General features: G+C 29.6%; 19 protein-coding genes and 1 riboswitch. Of the genes, 14 read left to right on the top strand and 5 right to left on the bottom strand.

The features are described from left to right. The first annotated feature begins 12 nt into the window (after positions 1-12). The 7 genes from ACUSRV_RS00385 to ACUSRV_RS00355 all read left to right on the top strand — a co-directional run bounded on the left by ACUSRV_RS00385 (position 13) and on the right by ACUSRV_RS00355 (position 7,313). Positions 13-1,242 (top strand): NRAMP family divalent metal transporter, encoded by a 1,230-nt coding sequence (locus ACUSRV_RS00385; protein WP_490139923.1) that lies wholly within the window; start codon positions 13-15, stop codon positions 1,240-1,242. Between the two features lie 68 nt (positions 1,243-1,310). After that, positions 1,311-2,051, top strand: coding sequence for a 5-oxoprolinase subunit PxpB (gene pxpB, locus ACUSRV_RS00380; protein ID WP_490139922.1), 741 nt, complete (start codon positions 1,311-1,313; stop codon positions 2,049-2,051). Position 2,052: 1 nt separating this feature from the next. Next, on the top strand, positions 2,053-3,084 hold the full coding sequence (locus tag ACUSRV_RS00375) for a 5-oxoprolinase subunit C family protein (RefSeq protein ID WP_490139921.1): 1,032 nt from the start codon (positions 2,053-2,055) through the stop codon (positions 3,082-3,084). A gap of 102 nt (positions 3,085-3,186) precedes the next feature. After that, the gene (locus ACUSRV_RS00370) at positions 3,187-3,432 is read left to right on the top strand and encodes a (2Fe-2S) ferredoxin domain-containing protein (RefSeq protein WP_490139920.1); all 246 of its coding nucleotides are present in this window, start codon (positions 3,187-3,189) and stop codon (positions 3,430-3,432) included. A 2-nt stretch (positions 3,433-3,434) separates the two neighbouring features. Then, entirely contained in the window at positions 3,435-5,144 is a 1,710-nt protein-coding gene (locus tag ACUSRV_RS00365) for a [Fe-Fe] hydrogenase large subunit C-terminal domain-containing protein (protein ID WP_490139919.1), read from the top strand. Then, the gene (locus ACUSRV_RS00360) at positions 5,141-6,301 is read left to right on the top strand and encodes a SpoIIE family protein phosphatase (RefSeq protein ID WP_490139918.1); all 1,161 of its coding nucleotides are present in this window, start codon (positions 5,141-5,143) and stop codon (positions 6,299-6,301) included. The genes ACUSRV_RS00365 and ACUSRV_RS00360 overlap by 4 nt, the downstream gene beginning before the upstream one ends. A 184-nt stretch (positions 6,302-6,485) precedes the next feature. Continuing rightward, positions 6,486-7,313 (top strand): thymidylate synthase, encoded by an 828-nt coding sequence (locus ACUSRV_RS00355; RefSeq protein ID WP_490139917.1) that lies wholly within the window; start codon positions 6,486-6,488, stop codon positions 7,311-7,313. A 32-nt stretch (positions 7,314-7,345) separates the two neighbouring features. On the opposite strand, the gene ACUSRV_RS00350 is transcribed toward ACUSRV_RS00355, so the two are convergent. The 3 genes from ACUSRV_RS00350 to ACUSRV_RS00340 all read right to left on the bottom strand — a co-directional run bounded on the left by ACUSRV_RS00350 (position 7,346) and on the right by ACUSRV_RS00340 (position 8,442). Next, entirely contained in the window at positions 7,346-7,549 is a 204-nt protein-coding gene (locus ACUSRV_RS00350) for a cold-shock protein (RefSeq protein ID WP_490139916.1), read from the bottom strand. A 137-nt stretch (positions 7,550-7,686) separates the two neighbouring features. After that, positions 7,687-8,151: a hypothetical protein gene (locus tag ACUSRV_RS00345; protein ID WP_490139915.1), complete on the bottom strand. Its 465-nt coding sequence runs from the start codon at positions 8,149-8,151 to the stop codon at positions 7,687-7,689. Between the two features lie 90 nt (positions 8,152-8,241). Then, positions 8,242-8,442 carry a cold-shock protein gene (locus tag ACUSRV_RS00340; RefSeq protein ID WP_490139914.1) on the bottom strand — a complete coding sequence of 67 codons (201 nt, stop codon included), beginning with the start codon at positions 8,440-8,442 and terminating at the stop codon, positions 8,242-8,244. Between the two features lie 258 nt (positions 8,443-8,700). On the opposite strand from ACUSRV_RS00340, the gene ACUSRV_RS00335 reads away from it, so the two are divergent. From ACUSRV_RS00335 to ACUSRV_RS00320, 4 genes are all read left to right on the top strand, one after another. Then, positions 8,701-9,123, top strand: a complete 423-nt coding sequence (locus tag ACUSRV_RS00335; protein WP_490139913.1) for a DMT family transporter — start codon at positions 8,701-8,703, stop codon at positions 9,121-9,123. A gap of 11 nt (positions 9,124-9,134) precedes the next feature. Then, positions 9,135-9,578, top strand: coding sequence for a DMT family transporter (locus ACUSRV_RS00330; protein WP_490139912.1), 444 nt, complete (start codon positions 9,135-9,137; stop codon positions 9,576-9,578). A gap of 339 nt (positions 9,579-9,917) precedes the next feature. Beyond that, positions 9,918-10,457, top strand: coding sequence for a DUF5698 domain-containing protein (locus ACUSRV_RS00325; protein WP_490139911.1), 540 nt, complete (start codon positions 9,918-9,920; stop codon positions 10,455-10,457). 159 nt (positions 10,458-10,616) lie between these two features. Then, positions 10,617-11,258 (top strand): acetate uptake transporter, encoded by a 642-nt coding sequence (locus tag ACUSRV_RS00320; RefSeq protein WP_490139910.1) that lies wholly within the window; start codon positions 10,617-10,619, stop codon positions 11,256-11,258. A 48-nt stretch (positions 11,259-11,306) separates the two neighbouring features. Here ACUSRV_RS00320 and ACUSRV_RS00315 read toward each other — a convergent pair whose 3' ends face one another. Continuing rightward, the gene (locus ACUSRV_RS00315) at positions 11,307-11,807 is read right to left on the bottom strand and encodes a superoxide dismutase family protein (protein WP_490139909.1); all 501 of its coding nucleotides are present in this window, start codon (positions 11,805-11,807) and stop codon (positions 11,307-11,309) included. 103 nt (positions 11,808-11,910) lie between these two features. On the opposite strand from ACUSRV_RS00315, the gene ACUSRV_RS00310 reads away from it, so the two are divergent. Next, a complete protein-coding gene (locus tag ACUSRV_RS00310) occupies positions 11,911-12,891 on the top strand; it encodes a nucleoside hydrolase (RefSeq protein ID WP_490139908.1) in 981 nt (326 codons plus the stop codon). Positions 12,892-12,934: 43 nt separating this feature from the next. Here the strand turns inward: ACUSRV_RS00310 and ACUSRV_RS00305 are convergent, their stop codons facing one another. Next, complete coding sequence (locus tag ACUSRV_RS00305; RefSeq protein WP_490139907.1) at positions 12,935-13,393, bottom strand: spore coat protein; 459 nt, start codon at positions 13,391-13,393, stop codon at positions 12,935-12,937. 78 nt (positions 13,394-13,471) lie between these two features. After that, positions 13,472-13,583: riboswitch (TPP riboswitch) on the top strand. A gap of 84 nt (positions 13,584-13,667) precedes the next feature. On the opposite strand from ACUSRV_RS00305, the gene thiW reads away from it, so the two are divergent. Continuing rightward, a complete protein-coding gene (gene thiW, locus ACUSRV_RS00300; RefSeq protein WP_490139906.1) occupies positions 13,668-14,168 on the top strand; it encodes an energy coupling factor transporter S component ThiW in 501 nt (166 codons plus the stop codon). Between the two features lie 80 nt (positions 14,169-14,248). Next, entirely contained in the window at positions 14,249-14,482 is a 234-nt protein-coding gene (locus ACUSRV_RS00295; protein ID WP_490139905.1) for a DUF3892 domain-containing protein, read from the top strand. The last annotated feature ends 100 nt before the right edge of the window (positions 14,483-14,582 follow it).

The following is a 14,582-nucleotide window of genomic DNA, read 5'->3' as shown; positions in this document are numbered from 1 at the left end:
GGGGAATAAAAAATGAAAGAATCTAATGGGGAAGTAAAAAAAGGTGTAAAAGCTAGTAATAAAAATTTGGGGACTATTTTAGGTGCAGCATTTATTATGGCGACATCAGCTATTGGCCCTGGATTTTTAACACAAACAGCACAATTTACATCTGACTTTGCAGCTAGCTTTGCATTTGTAATTTTATTATCTATAATATTGGATATTGGAGCTCAGATGAACGTTTGGAGAATTATAGGTGTATCAGGACTTAGAGGTCAAGATATAGCGAATAAAGTAATACCAGGTCTTGGGTATTTTGTTGCTATTTTAGTTTGCTTAGGCGGATTAGCTTTTAATATAGGAAACATAGGGGGATCAGCGCTAGGATTAAATGTTTTATTTGGAATAGATGTAAAATTAGCAGCTATTATTAGTGGAATAATGGGAATACTTATATTTTTATCTAAAGATGCAGGTTCTGCAATAGATAAATTTGTAAAGATATTAGGCGTATTAATGATAGTTATTGTAGGATATGTTGCAATTATTACAAAACCTCCTGTAGGAGAAGTTTTATATAGAACAGTAGCACCAGAAAATATTAAATCATTAATTTTCCCAACTATAACTTTATTAGGTGGAACTGTTGGTGGATATATTACTTTTGCTGGGGGACATAGATTAATAGATGCTGGAATAACTGGAGAAGAAAATATAAAAGAAATTACAAGGGGATCTGTTACAGGTATTATAATAGCATCTACTATGAGAATACTTTTATTCTTGGCAGTTTTAGGCGTTGTCGCTAAGGGGATTCAATTAGATCCACAAAATCCTGCTGCATCAGCTTTTCAACACGGGGCTGGTATGCTAGGATATAAATTCTTTGGCATAGTATTATGGGCAGCAGCAATTACATCTGTAGTGGGGTCAGCTTATACATCTGTATCATTTATAAAAACACTACATCCATTTATAGCTAAGAATGAAAAGTATTTTATAATAGGATTTATATTTATATCTACAGTAATTATGGCATTAATAGGTAAGCCAGCAAAACTATTAATATTAGCAGGAGCATTAAACGGTTTAATTTTACCTGTTACAGTTGGAACAATTATATGGGCATCTAGAAGAAAGGACATTGTAGGTGAATATAAGCATCCTAAATGGCTATTTATATTTGGATTGATTATAGTATTAGTAGCTGGATATGCAGGTATAGTTTCTCTACAAAGTATGAGTATGTTAGCACATTAATATAAAATTAAAGAAAATGGATGTTGACTCATCCATTTTCTTTAATAAAAAGGTTTGGGGGATTCAAAATGTATAAAAAAACAAAATATTTAAATTCTGGCGATAAAGCTTTAGTTATAGAATTTTCAGACAAAATCACAGATGAAGTGAACGGCAAGGTTAGGTCTATGATGATTGCAATAGGTCAAAGAGAAATTAAAGGGATAGTCGAAATAACTCCAACTTACAGATCTTTAATGGTTCATTACAATCCTTTAGAAATAAAACACATTGATTTAATAAATGTACTAAAAGAAATAGAACAAAATCTAGGTAATATAGAAATACCAGCACCTAGAGTAATTGAAATACCTACATTGTATGGTGGAGAATACGGACCAGATATAGAAAATGTATCAAATCACAATAACTTATCTATTGATGAAGTAATAAAAATACATACGTCAAGAGATTATTTAATATATATGATTGGATTTACACCTGGATTTCCATATTTAGGGGGAATGGATGAGAAAATAGCTACTCCTAGATTAAAAACTCCTAGAACTAAAATTACAGGAGGTTCTGTAGGGATTGCAGGAAATCAGACGGGTATATATCCAATAGATAGTCCTGGAGGATGGCAGCTCATCGGTAAAACCCCACTAAAATTATATGACCCTAATAGAAATCCACCTATTTTACTACAATCAGGGGATTACATTAAGTTTATTGAAATTGATGAAAAAGAATATGTAGATATAGAAAGAAAAATAAATAATGGAACTTATAATTATAATATATACATGAGAGAAGGGGGTGGTAAGTAAAATGGGGGAAATAAAAATTATAAATCATGGAATGTTAACTTTAATACAAGACGCTGGAAGATATGGATATCAACAATTTGGTGTTCCTGTATCTGGAGTTATGGATAGTTTTTCACATCGCGTTGGGAATATATTAGTTGGAAATGATGAAAACGAAGCAGTAATTGAAGTGACTATGTTAGGACCTCAAATTGAATTTCAGGAGGATTCAGTTATAGCCATTACTGGAGGAGACTTGTCTCCAAGTATAAACGGAAAATCAGTAGAAATGTGGAGGAGTATGTATGTAAAATTTGGAGATGTACTTAGTTTTGAAGCAATGAAAAAAGGGTGTAGAAGTTATATTGCATTTGCAGGTGGAATAGATGTACCACTTGTTATGGGAAGTAAATCTACTTATGTAAAAGCAAGCATAGGCGGACATAAAGGAAGGCCATTAAAAGGTGGAGATGTTATACAAATAGGGAAAACTAAAGAAGTATTATCTAAATTAAAAGACAGATATATACCCAAGAAGTTTATTCCAGAATATATAAAAGACTTTGATGTAAGAGTTGTATTAGGACCTCAAGAAGATTACTTTACCTCAAAAGGAATGGAAACTTTTCTTTCGAATAAATATGTAGTTACTAATGAATGTGATAGAATGGGATTTCGTCTTGATGGAGAAGCAATAGAACATATAGGTGGAGGAGATATTATTTCTGATGGAATTTCATTTGGAGCTATTCAAATTCCAGGACATGGTAAACCTATTATAATGATGGCAGATAGACAAACGACAGGAGGTTATACCAAAATAGGAAATATTATATGGATAGATTTATGTAAAGTTGCCCAGGCAAAGCCTGGTGATAAAATAGGTTTTAAGGAAATTACGGTAGAACATGCGCATGAAGAATTAGAAAATATGGAAAGAACAATAGAGGAGATAAAAAAATCCTTTATTAATAGAGAAATTATAAGTACAAGAGAATTTAAAATAAAAGTAAATGGACATTATTTTGATGTTAAAGTTGAAGAAGTTAGATAAATGGGGAGTATAAAAACTCCCTTATTTTTTATGATTGAAATTTGAAAAAAACTTAACAAAGTGATAATATTAAAATGTAATTTATTAATTTGGGGGTAATATATGAAAACAATTAAGATATGCATTGGGAGCGCTTGTCATCTAAAAGGATCTTATGAAGTTATAGAGATTTTTCAGTCTGAGATAAGAGAACATCAATTGGAAAATAAAATAGAATTAAATGCAGCCTTTTGTCTAGGTGAATGCACTAAGGGAGTTTCTGTACAAATTGATGATAAATCTATAATATCTGTCTCACCTGAAAATGCAAAAGAAATATTTGAAGAACATATATTAAGAGGTGAATAGATATGGATATCATTAATTTTTCTAAAGCTGACTGTAGCAATTGTTATAGATGTGTGAGAGAATGTCCTGTTAAGGCTATTAAGCTAAAAGATGGACAAGCTGAAATTGTAAATTCTTTATGTATTGGGTGTGGGCGATGTCTCTTAGTATGTCCTAAAAATGCAAAACAAATAAAGTCTGATATTTCTATAGTAAAAAAACATGTTAAAAATGGAGATGTTATAGTTGCAAGTGTAGCACCATCTTTTATAGCTGCATTTGATTTTAAGTATCCAGAGCAATTTGTATCAGCTTTAAAAAAAATAGGATTTTCATATGTTGAACAAACAGCGGTTGGGGCAGGGGTAATATCACAAAGTTATAATGAATACTACAATAGAGAGGATAATAAAAACTATATAACTACTAGTTGTACAGCAGTAAATTATCTTATTCAACACTATTATCCAAGCCTTGTCGATGAAATGATTCCTGTTGTATCTCCTATGGTATGCCATGCAAAGATGTTAAAGGAGAAGTATGGTCAAAATATTAAAACAGTTTTTATAGGACCATGTCTTGCCAAAAAACTAGAAGCTAAAACAGAGGAAGCTATTGACTACATATTAACTTTTGATGAAATGATAAATTGGTTTGAAAATGAAAAAATAGTTCTAAAAGATTTAGAACCTATGCCTTTTGATCTAGAAAATCAAAAAGCTAGTTTATATCCCATTACACAGGGAATTGCAAGTACCCTTGATGATTCTGGGAAAAAAGATATGTTTTGCGTAGATGGAATAGAAAACTGTATTGATTTATTAAAGTGCATGGATAAAGGAAAAATAAAAAATACATTTATCGAAATGAGCTTATGTGATAATAGTTGTATAAATGGTCCTGCAATGCCTGATGAAAATTCAGTGTACATAAGGAAAAATAAAGTAAAAAGATATGTTCAGAATTGTCAAAAAAGTAACGATAATTTTGAGTTAGACATAGAAATTAATAAAGATATAGATATATCTACAAATTTTAGAGATTTATCTCCAACAATAAATATTCCAAGTGAAGAGGAAATTAAAGAAATTTTGGCTAGTACAGGGAAGTTAAAGGAATCTGATGAACTTAATTGTGGAGCCTGTGGATATGATAGTTGCCGAGATAAGGCAATTGCAGTATATAATAAAATGGCAGAAAATAATATGTGTATGCCTTATATGAGACAAAGGGCAGAAACTATATCTAATGTAATATTTGATGTAACACCAAATATTATATTTATTTTAAATGACGAGCTAGAGATTATAGAATTTAACCCATCTTCAGAAGCTTTATTTAATGTTAAAAAGAGATTTGCAATAAATAAACCCATAGTGATGTTTATGGATGATAAAGATTTTATAAATGTAAAAAATACAAAAAAAGATATAATTGCTAAGAAGATATATTTAAAAGAATACAATTCCTCTATGTTAAAAACTGTTTTATATTTAAAGGAATATAAGGCTATGGTTGTCATTATGACTGATATAACTGAAGATGAGATAAAAGAAAAGAAGCTTAAAGAGTTAAAAATGAATACACTAAATATGGCACAAGAAGTTATTAATAAGCAAATGAGGGTAGCTCAGGAAATAGCAAGTCTTCTAGGAGAAACAACAGCAGAAACTAAAGTTATCCTAACTAAGCTTAAAAAAGTTGTGCAAGATAAAGAGGATGATATAATATGAGTCTTTTTATAGATGTTGCATCAACAAGCTTAAACAAGTTTGGGGAAGAATTGTGTGGAGATAAAGCAGAGTATTTTAGAACTGATGATGGGCTTATAGCTGTTTTGGCTGATGGCTTAGGAAGTGGAGTTAAAGCTAACATACTTGCTACACTTACGTCAAAAATAGCTCTTACTATGCTTAAAGAGGGTATGGATATAGAAGAAGTTGTAGAGACAATAACTAATACGTTACCAGTATGTAAGGTTAGAAGTTTAGCTTATTCAACGTTTACAATTGTAAAGATTTCAAATAATAATGAGGCTTATATAGTTGAATTTGATAACCCTAGTATTTTTTTCATAAGAGATGGGGAAATAGCAAATTTACCATATGAAACTGTAAATATAAATAATAGAAGAATTAAGGAAACGAGATGTAAGTTACAAGAAAATGACCTTATAGTTTTAACCAGTGATGGAGCAATTCATGCAGGAGTAGGAAAGGTCTTAAATTTAGGATGGAAATGGGAACATGTAGCAGAGTATCTTGAAAAGACATATAGATCACACAATTCTGCTAAATATATTGCAAATAGCTTACTAAATGCATGTGAAGATCTTTATTTAAATGAACCTGGTGATGATACTACTGTATTGGCTATTAAAATGAGAAGGCCACAACATACTGTATTATTTTCTGGTCCACCAGAGGATAGGGAAATGGATAAAGTAATTACAAAGAAGCTAATGGAAAGTGAAGGGATGAAGGTTGTAAGTGGGGGTACTGCAGCACATATAGTTGCACGAGAGCTAAATGAGAAATTGAGAACAAATTTTGATATTTATGATAAAAATGTACCTCCTACTGCAAATATAAAGGGAATTAGTTTAGTTACTGAAGGAGTAATTACATTAAATACAGTTACTGAGAGATTAAAGATAGCAAGAGGTTCTAAAGATTTAAATTTTTTAGAACGGAAAGATGGGGCATCGAGATTAGCAAAACTAATAATAGAAGATAGTACACACTTAAAGATGCTTGTTGGTAAAGCAATAAATCCAGCTCATCAAAACTCAAATTTCCCTAAAGAGCTGAGTATAAAGTGGACTATTATAGAAAAATTAAAGAAATCGGCAGAAGAATTAGGGAAAATAGTTAATATAGAATATTATTAATAGTTTTTAGAGTTTCAGTAGGAATAGAAAATAAAGACGATTTAATATAAGATATTGAGAATGCAATAAAAGTTGCAAAACTATAAATATATAAAGTTTTAAAAAGGAAGCTTAAAAGGCTTCCTTTTAATTTTCTTTCTTGTATAATTAATATAGACAGATTTTTTTAGGAGGATTCAAACATATGAATAAAGTAGACAAATTATTCTTTGAAGCGTGTAGCGAAGTAATTAATGAAGGGCAAACTACACTTGAACAAAAAGTAAGACCTGTTTACAGCGATGGAGTGCCAGCTCATACTAAGTACATAACTCATGTATGTGAAACTTATGATATATCAAAGGGAGAGTTTCCAATAACTACTTTAAGACCTGTACCATGGAAAAATGGAATAAAAGAAATACTTTGGATATATCAAGACCAAACTACTGACTTATCAGTACTTAAAGAAAAATACAACATACACTGGTGGGATTCATGGGAATATAAGAATAGTGGTTCAATAGGTGAGTGTTATGGTTATATAGTTAAAAAATATGATTTAATAAATAAATTATTAGATGGACTTAAAAATAATCCACTAGATAGAGGACATATAATAAATTTATGGCAATATATGCACCTAGATAATGGTGGACTTAGACCTTGTGCATTTATGACTACTTGGAATGTTAGAGGGGAATATTTAGATCTATGTCTTCATCAGCGTAGTTCCGATTATTTAGTTGCCGGACATATTAATAAAATACAATACGTGGCTCTTTTAATGATGGTTGCAAAATCAGTTGGACTTACTCCAGGTAAGTTTACTCATTTTGTAGATAATTTACACATATACGATAGACATTTTGAACAAGCAAAAGAAATGTTAAATAGGAAACCAAGTGAAAAACAAGCTAGATTAATATTAGACACAGATAAAACAGATTTTTATAGTTTTACAATAGATGATTTTAAGATGGAAGATTATGAACCAGTTAGGCCACAGCTTTCTTTTGATTTAGGAATATAAATAAAAAATATGGTAAAAAGCTTATAAGCTTTTTACCATATTTTTTTTACGTTAGCTGCTTGAGGACCTTTTTGGCCTTGTTCTACTTCAAATTCAACTTCCTGACCTTCTTCTAATGTTTTATATCCTTCTCCAGTTATAGCAGAAAAATGTACAAATACATCATTTTCGCCTTCTACTTCTATGTAGCCATATCCTTTTTCATTATTAAACCATTTTACTTTTCCTTTTTTCATTGTAAATCCTCCTAAGTTATAGTAAACTGTAAATGAAATATATAAAATAAATATCTAACGATAATTATTGTGTCCGTTTTTTACCTTTATATGCACAATAAAAAATAAAACAAAATTAAGTGATGCTTAATTTTGTTTTACATGTATTTAGACATTATATCTAAATATGCTTGAGAAACTGGAGGACATACTGATAATATTTGATCTAGTATATAGTCAATATTGCTATCGTCTACTATTTTTCCAGTATTGCCGTCTTCAAAAGTCACACTTTCGCTATCTAAAGAGTTATATATAGTAGTTACAATTGGAGATAACATTACTTCGCTGTCTTCCATATGGTTTTCTGAAAAATATAATACTCCTTCAACAACTATAAATTGACCAAATACATATTCTTTATTATCTTGCTTTGTATGTTCTACATGTTTTATATCAAGAATGTTATTCTCTTCTTTTCTTGTTAATACACATCTTACCTCAAGTTCTAAAAGTCTTTTTTTCATATGATCAGAGAAGTTTTCACCAAGTTCAGCAATGAATTTTTTCATTGATATTGTCTTTTTCATATTATAATTTTTTTTAAGATTTTTTTTAAACATAAGTATTCTCCTTAAGATAAGTTAAAAGCCACCTTTATGAAGGTGGCCAAACATGAATATATTAATAAATTAATATATCGAAATTTAGATTTATAATTTTGTAACGTTAGTTGCTTGAGGTCCTCTTGATCCTTGTTCTACTTCGAACTGAACTCTTTGACCTTCTTCTAATGATTTGTATCCATCTCCTTGTATAGCTGAGAAGTGTACGAATACATCATTTTCTCCTTGAACTTCGATAAATCCAAATCCTTTTTCTGAGTTAAACCATTTTACTGTTCCTGTTTTCATTGTAATCCTCCTAAAATTTAAACACATTACTATTGATACTTAAAATTTTATCAACCGTGTTTTGTATCGGTTATATAAGTATAACATAAAAGTAAATCTTTTACAAATGTTATTATGAACAAATTAAATATTTTTTATACATTCATATAAAGAAATTTTAGATTTCTATTTATTTTATATATATTATGACATATGTCATATATATATATTCTTTTATTTGATAATATAGGCTAATAATAAAGAATAGGGAGGATTTATATGTATAAATTTGCTGCAGTATTTATAGGATTTTTAATTTCTATAATGGTAACGTTCAATGGTACATTAGATGGTTATACAGGCAATTATTTATCAATACTAATAATTCATATAGTAGGACTTATTACTGTGATACTTACTTTGATTATAAGAAGAGAAAAACTTATATTTAATGAAAAGTTACCTTTATATATTTTTAGTGGAGGGGCAATAGGAGTTTTGCTCGTATTATTAAATAATTTATGTTTTGGTTCTTTAGGAGTATCATTAACTTTAGCATTAGGAGTTTTTGGTCAACTGGTATTATCTATTATTATAGATAACTTCGGATTATTCGGAATGGATATATATAAATTTAATAAGAAAAAATTAATAGGATTTGCCATAATGCTAATAGGAATTGTGGTAATGACAGTATATTAGGGGGTGTTGACATGATTTATATAATATTGGCAATTGTAGGTGGATGCTTAACTATATTATCTATGATTGTAAATTCTCGCTTAGCAGGAAAAATAGGAGTATTACAAAGTACATTTATAAATTATATAGTAGGTTTATTTATTGCTTTAATTTTAGCTATATTTACAGGTAGCTTAAATAACTTCCAAATTAACAATTTAAACAATATACCGTTTTTAGCTTTTTTAGGAGGTTTTATTGGAGTTATGGTTGTAGCAGCTTCTAATATAATAATTCCTAAAATACCAATTATATATAGTACTGTTCTTATTTTTATAGGTCAGATTTTTACAGGAATAATTATAGACTACATTATGGAAGGGTCTGTTTCAAAAGGTAAGATTATAGGTGGATCTTTAATTATACTGGGAATGGTGTATAACTCTAGTGTAGATAAAAATAAGCTGGAATCATAGGAAAGGGTGGATATAAAATATTCACCCTTTATATACATTTAGTTTAGATAAAAACAAAATAATAAGAAACGTTTAAAGATTTATGTTGCAAACGTGAAGAATATGTGATAATATAATATGATTGGTCTATTGATCGTATAAAGCTAAATATAAGTATAAAAAATAAATTTTCAAATAATCTTATCGTTATTCCTAGAAATATTATTGAATTACTTCCATCCTAAAAAATTCCAATGATTAAATTAAAATTATTGTTTTATTTAGAGATTACTAATATATCATTAGTAGTTTTTGGCGTTTAAATTAATATATCAATGACAACAAAAAGGAGGTGTCATTATGACAACAAATGTAATATATTCACTTATAGGTTTATTCTTAATAACAGTTCTTACTAATATATTAGCAACTTTAAAATCGATGCTGCAGTCTAAAAAAATCATGAATCCGGTTTATGGTTTAGTTTTTGTAGATTCTATAATTTTCGCAACGACAGTAAGTAAAGTTACTAGTTCTGAGGGAATACATTATACAATTGCGTATGCTTTGGGTAGAACTGTAGGGGTCTTAATTGGTAATAAAATTGAACAGTGGTTAGCTTTGGGGATTTTAGAAGTAGATTTATTTTTAAATAATAAAAATAAAATGATTGAAATAGCAGAAAAACTTAGAGAATCAGGTTATACTGTGAATAATTTCCTAGCTCAAGGTAATAATGGAGATACTAGATATAAGGTTGAAGTTGTAATAAAGAGAAAAGAATTTAAAATATTTGAGCATATTTTAGATGAGTGCGGAGTTAATAATCCAACTCTAAAAATAAAAAACTTAAGTAAAGTAGATGGTAAAATAACGACAACAAGTATTAATACCATTTAATTCTTAAAAATAATTCTAGGCAATATAGCTTAGTTTTTATTACATAATTAGGTATTATATTTATACAATCAAAAATGATTGAAAAAAGTTTTTAAATTTGGTATTCTATAAGCTAATTATAATTATAATTATAAATAACTTATTTAATGGAGGTAAAAAATGAAAGAAACAACAAATGTGAAAGTTGTAACTGCTGACCCATCTGGTCTTGGGTTATTTGGTCTGGCCATAATAACACTAGTAGCATCTTCACAAAAACTAGGAATTACAGAAGGAACATCATTATTATTACCATGGGCTATATTTTTAGGAGCATCAGTACAGTTAATAGCTTGCATTAATGATTTTAAACATAATAATACATTTGGAGCAACTGCATTTGGCGGTTATGCATTTTTCTGGTTTGGCATGGCACTTACTTGGTTAATTCAAGGAGGCGTATTTGGACCCATACTTGCACAAAATGCAGATCCTAAGCAAACAGGGGTTGTATTCATCGGATATTTAATATTTACTGTATTTATGACAATAGGAGCTATGGAAACTCACAAGGTATTATTTAGTATTTTCTTTTTTATAAACTTTTTATTCTTAGGATTAAGTATGAACTCTTTTGGAATAATGCCAGAATTTTCACATGAATTAGCAGGATATTCAGAACTTATAGTATCATTATTATCTTTTTATGGTTGTGCAGCCTCTGTACTAAACAATCATTTTGGAAGAGTATTTTTACCAGTTGGTAAGCCTTTTGGAATATTTAAGGGTAACATTTCTGGAAATTCTAGAAAATCAGCATAGTAAAAACGTAATGAATTAGCTAAGGCTAACTCATTACGTTTTTTTATTTTAATAATAATAATACATTCTATTTTGTTGCGTAGGAGGTATTGTTCCTTGAGTAATAACTCCACAAGCAAGTCTTTTGCCAGCATTTCCTGCAGGTTGACTCTTGTTATCATCTGGACTTTGATGTATTATAACAGCTTTTCCTATTACATCTTGAACCCTAAACTTATTAGTGAAGAAACACATCATGGCAACTCCATTGTTTGAAAATAAAGTAGGGAAGTCCCCTGCATGGTTTCCGTGAGGTTGATTATTTGGATTCCAGTGGCCCCCGGCATCCATAAAAGGGTCATTAGGATCTCCTATTTCACAAGTTCCATTTTCGTGAATATGAAAACCATGTGGTCCTATAGGAAGGTTACCATTTTCGCCAGGTTTATATTCTGGCAAACCAGTTACCGAAACACATACCTGAACCCCTCCTTGTATATCTATAAAATATACATTACCTTTTAGATTTGGAGCCAAAGACCCCCCATTTAAAAGAGCATAAGCAAACATAATTAATACACATCCTTTTATAAATAGTTACTCATAATAATAATATGCTTGTCATGATTATTGTGTTACTCAAAATAGGACAAATATAAATAAGGGGTGAATTATGGATAAGAGGAAAGTAATTATAGATTGTGATCCAGGCATTGATGATGTACTTGCAATTATTCTTGCGCTAAAAGCTGAAGAAATTGATGTAAAAGGAATAACGATTGTTTCTGGGAATGTACATGGAAAAAAGGGGGCATTAAATGCTCTTAAAGTTTTAAAAAATATGGATAGACTCGATGTGCCTGTATATTTAGGAGAGACTGATCCTCTTGAAAGAGAGTTAGTTGTAGCAGAGGATACCCATGGAGAAGATGGATTAGGGGAATATTATTATGAAGAATTAGAAGATATAAAGTATAAAACTGGTGCTGTTGACTTTATTATTGATACTATAAATAAAGAAAAAGATATTATTATTGTAGCCATAGGGCCTCTTACTAATATTGCTAAAGCTATGAAAGAAAATGAAGATGCTTTCTCTAAAATAAAAGAAATTGTACTTATGGGAGGATCATTTAAAAGTTTTGGAAATTGCTCTCCTGTAGCTGAGTTTAATTTTTGGGTTGATCCTCATAGTGCAAAGTATTTATTTAATAATTCAAAAGTTCCAATTACTATGGTTGGACTTGATGTAACAAGAGAGGTTGTACTTACTCCAAATTACATTGAAATGATAAGACAATTTAATAATGATCTCTCAAGATTTATAGTTGATATTACTAGATTTTATGTGGATTTCCATTGGAAACAAGAAAGAACTTTGGGATGTGTAATAAACGATCCTCTTGCAATAGCCTATGTTTTAGACAAAAGTTTATGTAGTGGAAAGGAATATTATTTAGATGTTATAACTGAAGGGCAAGCAATGGGAATGAGTATGGTAGATGAAGGGAATTTTCTAAGAAAAAGACCAAACTGTATGGTTCTTACAAAAGTAGATAGTAATAAGTTTTTTAAAATGTTTTTTAATAGACTTTTTCCACAGTATGAAGAAGATATAGATATAGTTTTGAATAATAAAAAATACGGGTATTAAAATAAAAAAGAAGGGAGCATAGTTAACCTATGCTCCCTTTGATTTAAGATGGATTATACAATCCTCTTGATTTCATTTCATTAAATAATGTTTCAGCGTGATTTTGCTCTTCTTGTTGTATATGTTGAAGTTGTTTTCTTATTTTAGCATCAACTGACTCTAAAACAGCATTGTTATAAGAACCTGAAACGTGCTTTTCCGTACTTAAAGCATCGCTTAGAAGTTGACCATCTGTAATTCCAAGACTAGTTTGTACGCTTGATAAATCTCCTTGAGGCTTGTTATAACTTTCAAATAGATTTTGAGTGTTTACACCGTTTGAAGATAATAGCTTTGTAAGTGTGTCTGCATGTTGTTGTTCTTTTTGTGCAAGATCTTTAAATACTTGCTTTAATTTTGGGCAAGAAGCCATTGCAGCATATTGCTCGTACTTTCTTATACATAAATATTCCGCATTTAAATTGTCTTCAATTAGAGTTTTTTCTTTATTAGTAAGTGCCATATTAAAAACCTCCTATGTAAAAGTTATTATATATAGTGTTTGCTTATTATGTTATAATTATCCTATAAAATTAAATAATCCATAACACAGGGGAGTTGGATAGGCCAACTGAGAGTAAGAACCTTAATTCTTTGACCCTAATAACCTGAACTGGGTAATGCCAGCGTAGGAAGTTGTTTGTTGATGAGTATTATTATATAATGTGCTAATTAAAACACAAATCCTATGGGTTTGTGTTTTTTTATTTAAAAATATTAAAGGGAGGATTAAGTAAATGAAAACAAAGAAAATAACTCTTTCAGCACTGTTTATAGCATTAGGTGTAGTAGGAAGTAATCTTATTTTTATACCTATAGGAGTAGCTAAGTGTTTTCCTGTGCAGCATACGATAAATGTATTAAGCGCTGTAATATTAGGTCCTTGGTATGGACTTGCAATAGCATTTTGCATTTCGTTATTGAGAAATGTATTGGGAACAGGGTCGCTTATGGCATTTCCGGGAAGCATGATTGGAGTCCTTTTAGCTGGAATGTTGTACATGAAAACTAAAAAGGTGAGTTTAGCTGTATTTGGAGAAATATTTGGAACAGGAATACTAGGCGGATTATTGGCGTTTCCAATAGCCAAATTTGTAATGGGTAAAGAAGTAGCTGCATTATTTTACGTAACTCCATTTTTAATAAGTACTATAGGTGGAAGTTTAATTGCTTATTTTTTAATTACATATTTTAAAATCACAAAAACTATTAATTTAAAAGAAGGAGCTAATTTGTAAGGTGGTTATTAAAAAATAGAATAATTATAAAATATCTTCTAATACTAATAGATACAAATAAGTATAAGGGAGATGTTACCATGGATAATAAAACAAAGATAATTAAGGTAAGAAAAAATCAACAGGGAGACATTACTGATGTTATGTTGCAAGATGGAAATGTCTATGCTATTGAAAGTGCTATAATGTTGGCTAAAGACCATCTTATAGAAGGTGTAAATGTAGGTAAGGCTAGAAATGGAAGAGAATATTTGAGAAGTAATCCTAATGGAGATAAAAATGACAATCTAGATAATATTCCAACATTTGAATAGTTATATTAATTATATAAAATTACCACATTTATTAAATGTGGTAATTTTTATTGTCTTTAATTGATATTTAGTAATATTATATTTGATGAACTCATAAAAC

This window comes from Sporacetigenium sp. TC11 (assembly GCF_058146105.1).
Note: the sequence above shows the minus strand (reverse complement) of the source record. Positions and strands in the feature narration are given on the sequence as shown.

What these genes read in the sequence shown, in the direction of transcription:
- ACUSRV_RS00320 (WP_490139910.1), top strand. Translation starts at nt 10,617, where the DNA reads ATGAAAGAAACAACAAATGTGAAAGTTGTAACTGCTGACCCATCTGGT.
- ACUSRV_RS00355 (WP_490139917.1), top strand. Translation starts at nt 6,486, where the DNA reads ATGAATAAAGTAGACAAATTATTCTTTGAAGCGTGTAGCGAAGTAATT.
- ACUSRV_RS00305 (WP_490139907.1), bottom strand. Translation starts at nt 13,393, where the DNA reads ATGGCACTTACTAATAAAGAAAAAACTCTAATTGAAGACAATTTAAAT.
- ACUSRV_RS00310 (WP_490139908.1), top strand. Translation starts at nt 11,911, where the DNA reads ATGGATAAGAGGAAAGTAATTATAGATTGTGATCCAGGCATTGATGAT.
- ACUSRV_RS00335 (WP_490139913.1), top strand. Translation starts at nt 8,701, where the DNA reads ATGTATAAATTTGCTGCAGTATTTATAGGATTTTTAATTTCTATAATG.
- pxpB (WP_490139922.1), top strand. Translation starts at nt 1,311, where the DNA reads ATGTATAAAAAAACAAAATATTTAAATTCTGGCGATAAAGCTTTAGTT.
- ACUSRV_RS00295 (WP_490139905.1), top strand. Translation starts at nt 14,249, where the DNA reads ATGGATAATAAAACAAAGATAATTAAGGTAAGAAAAAATCAACAGGGA.
- ACUSRV_RS00340 (WP_490139914.1), bottom strand. Translation starts at nt 8,442, where the DNA reads ATGAAAACAGGAACAGTAAAATGGTTTAACTCAGAAAAAGGATTTGGA.
- ACUSRV_RS00315 (WP_490139909.1), bottom strand. Translation starts at nt 11,807, where the DNA reads ATGTTTGCTTATGCTCTTTTAAATGGGGGGTCTTTGGCTCCAAATCTA.
- ACUSRV_RS00385 (WP_490139923.1), top strand. Translation starts at nt 13, where the DNA reads ATGAAAGAATCTAATGGGGAAGTAAAAAAAGGTGTAAAAGCTAGTAAT.
- ACUSRV_RS00375 (WP_490139921.1), top strand. Translation starts at nt 2,053, where the DNA reads ATGGGGGAAATAAAAATTATAAATCATGGAATGTTAACTTTAATACAA.
- ACUSRV_RS00370 (WP_490139920.1), top strand. Translation starts at nt 3,187, where the DNA reads ATGAAAACAATTAAGATATGCATTGGGAGCGCTTGTCATCTAAAAGGA.
- ACUSRV_RS00350 (WP_490139916.1), bottom strand. Translation starts at nt 7,549, where the DNA reads ATGAAAAAAGGAAAAGTAAAATGGTTTAATAATGAAAAAGGATATGGC.
- ACUSRV_RS00325 (WP_490139911.1), top strand. Translation starts at nt 9,918, where the DNA reads ATGACAACAAATGTAATATATTCACTTATAGGTTTATTCTTAATAACA.
- ACUSRV_RS00345 (WP_490139915.1), bottom strand. Translation starts at nt 8,151, where the DNA reads ATGTTTAAAAAAAATCTTAAAAAAAATTATAATATGAAAAAGACAATA.
- ACUSRV_RS00365 (WP_490139919.1), top strand. Translation starts at nt 3,435, where the DNA reads ATGGATATCATTAATTTTTCTAAAGCTGACTGTAGCAATTGTTATAGA.
- ACUSRV_RS00360 (WP_490139918.1), top strand. Translation starts at nt 5,141, where the DNA reads ATGAGTCTTTTTATAGATGTTGCATCAACAAGCTTAAACAAGTTTGGG.
- thiW (WP_490139906.1), top strand. Translation starts at nt 13,668, where the DNA reads ATGAAAACAAAGAAAATAACTCTTTCAGCACTGTTTATAGCATTAGGT.
- ACUSRV_RS00330 (WP_490139912.1), top strand. Translation starts at nt 9,135, where the DNA reads ATGATTTATATAATATTGGCAATTGTAGGTGGATGCTTAACTATATTA.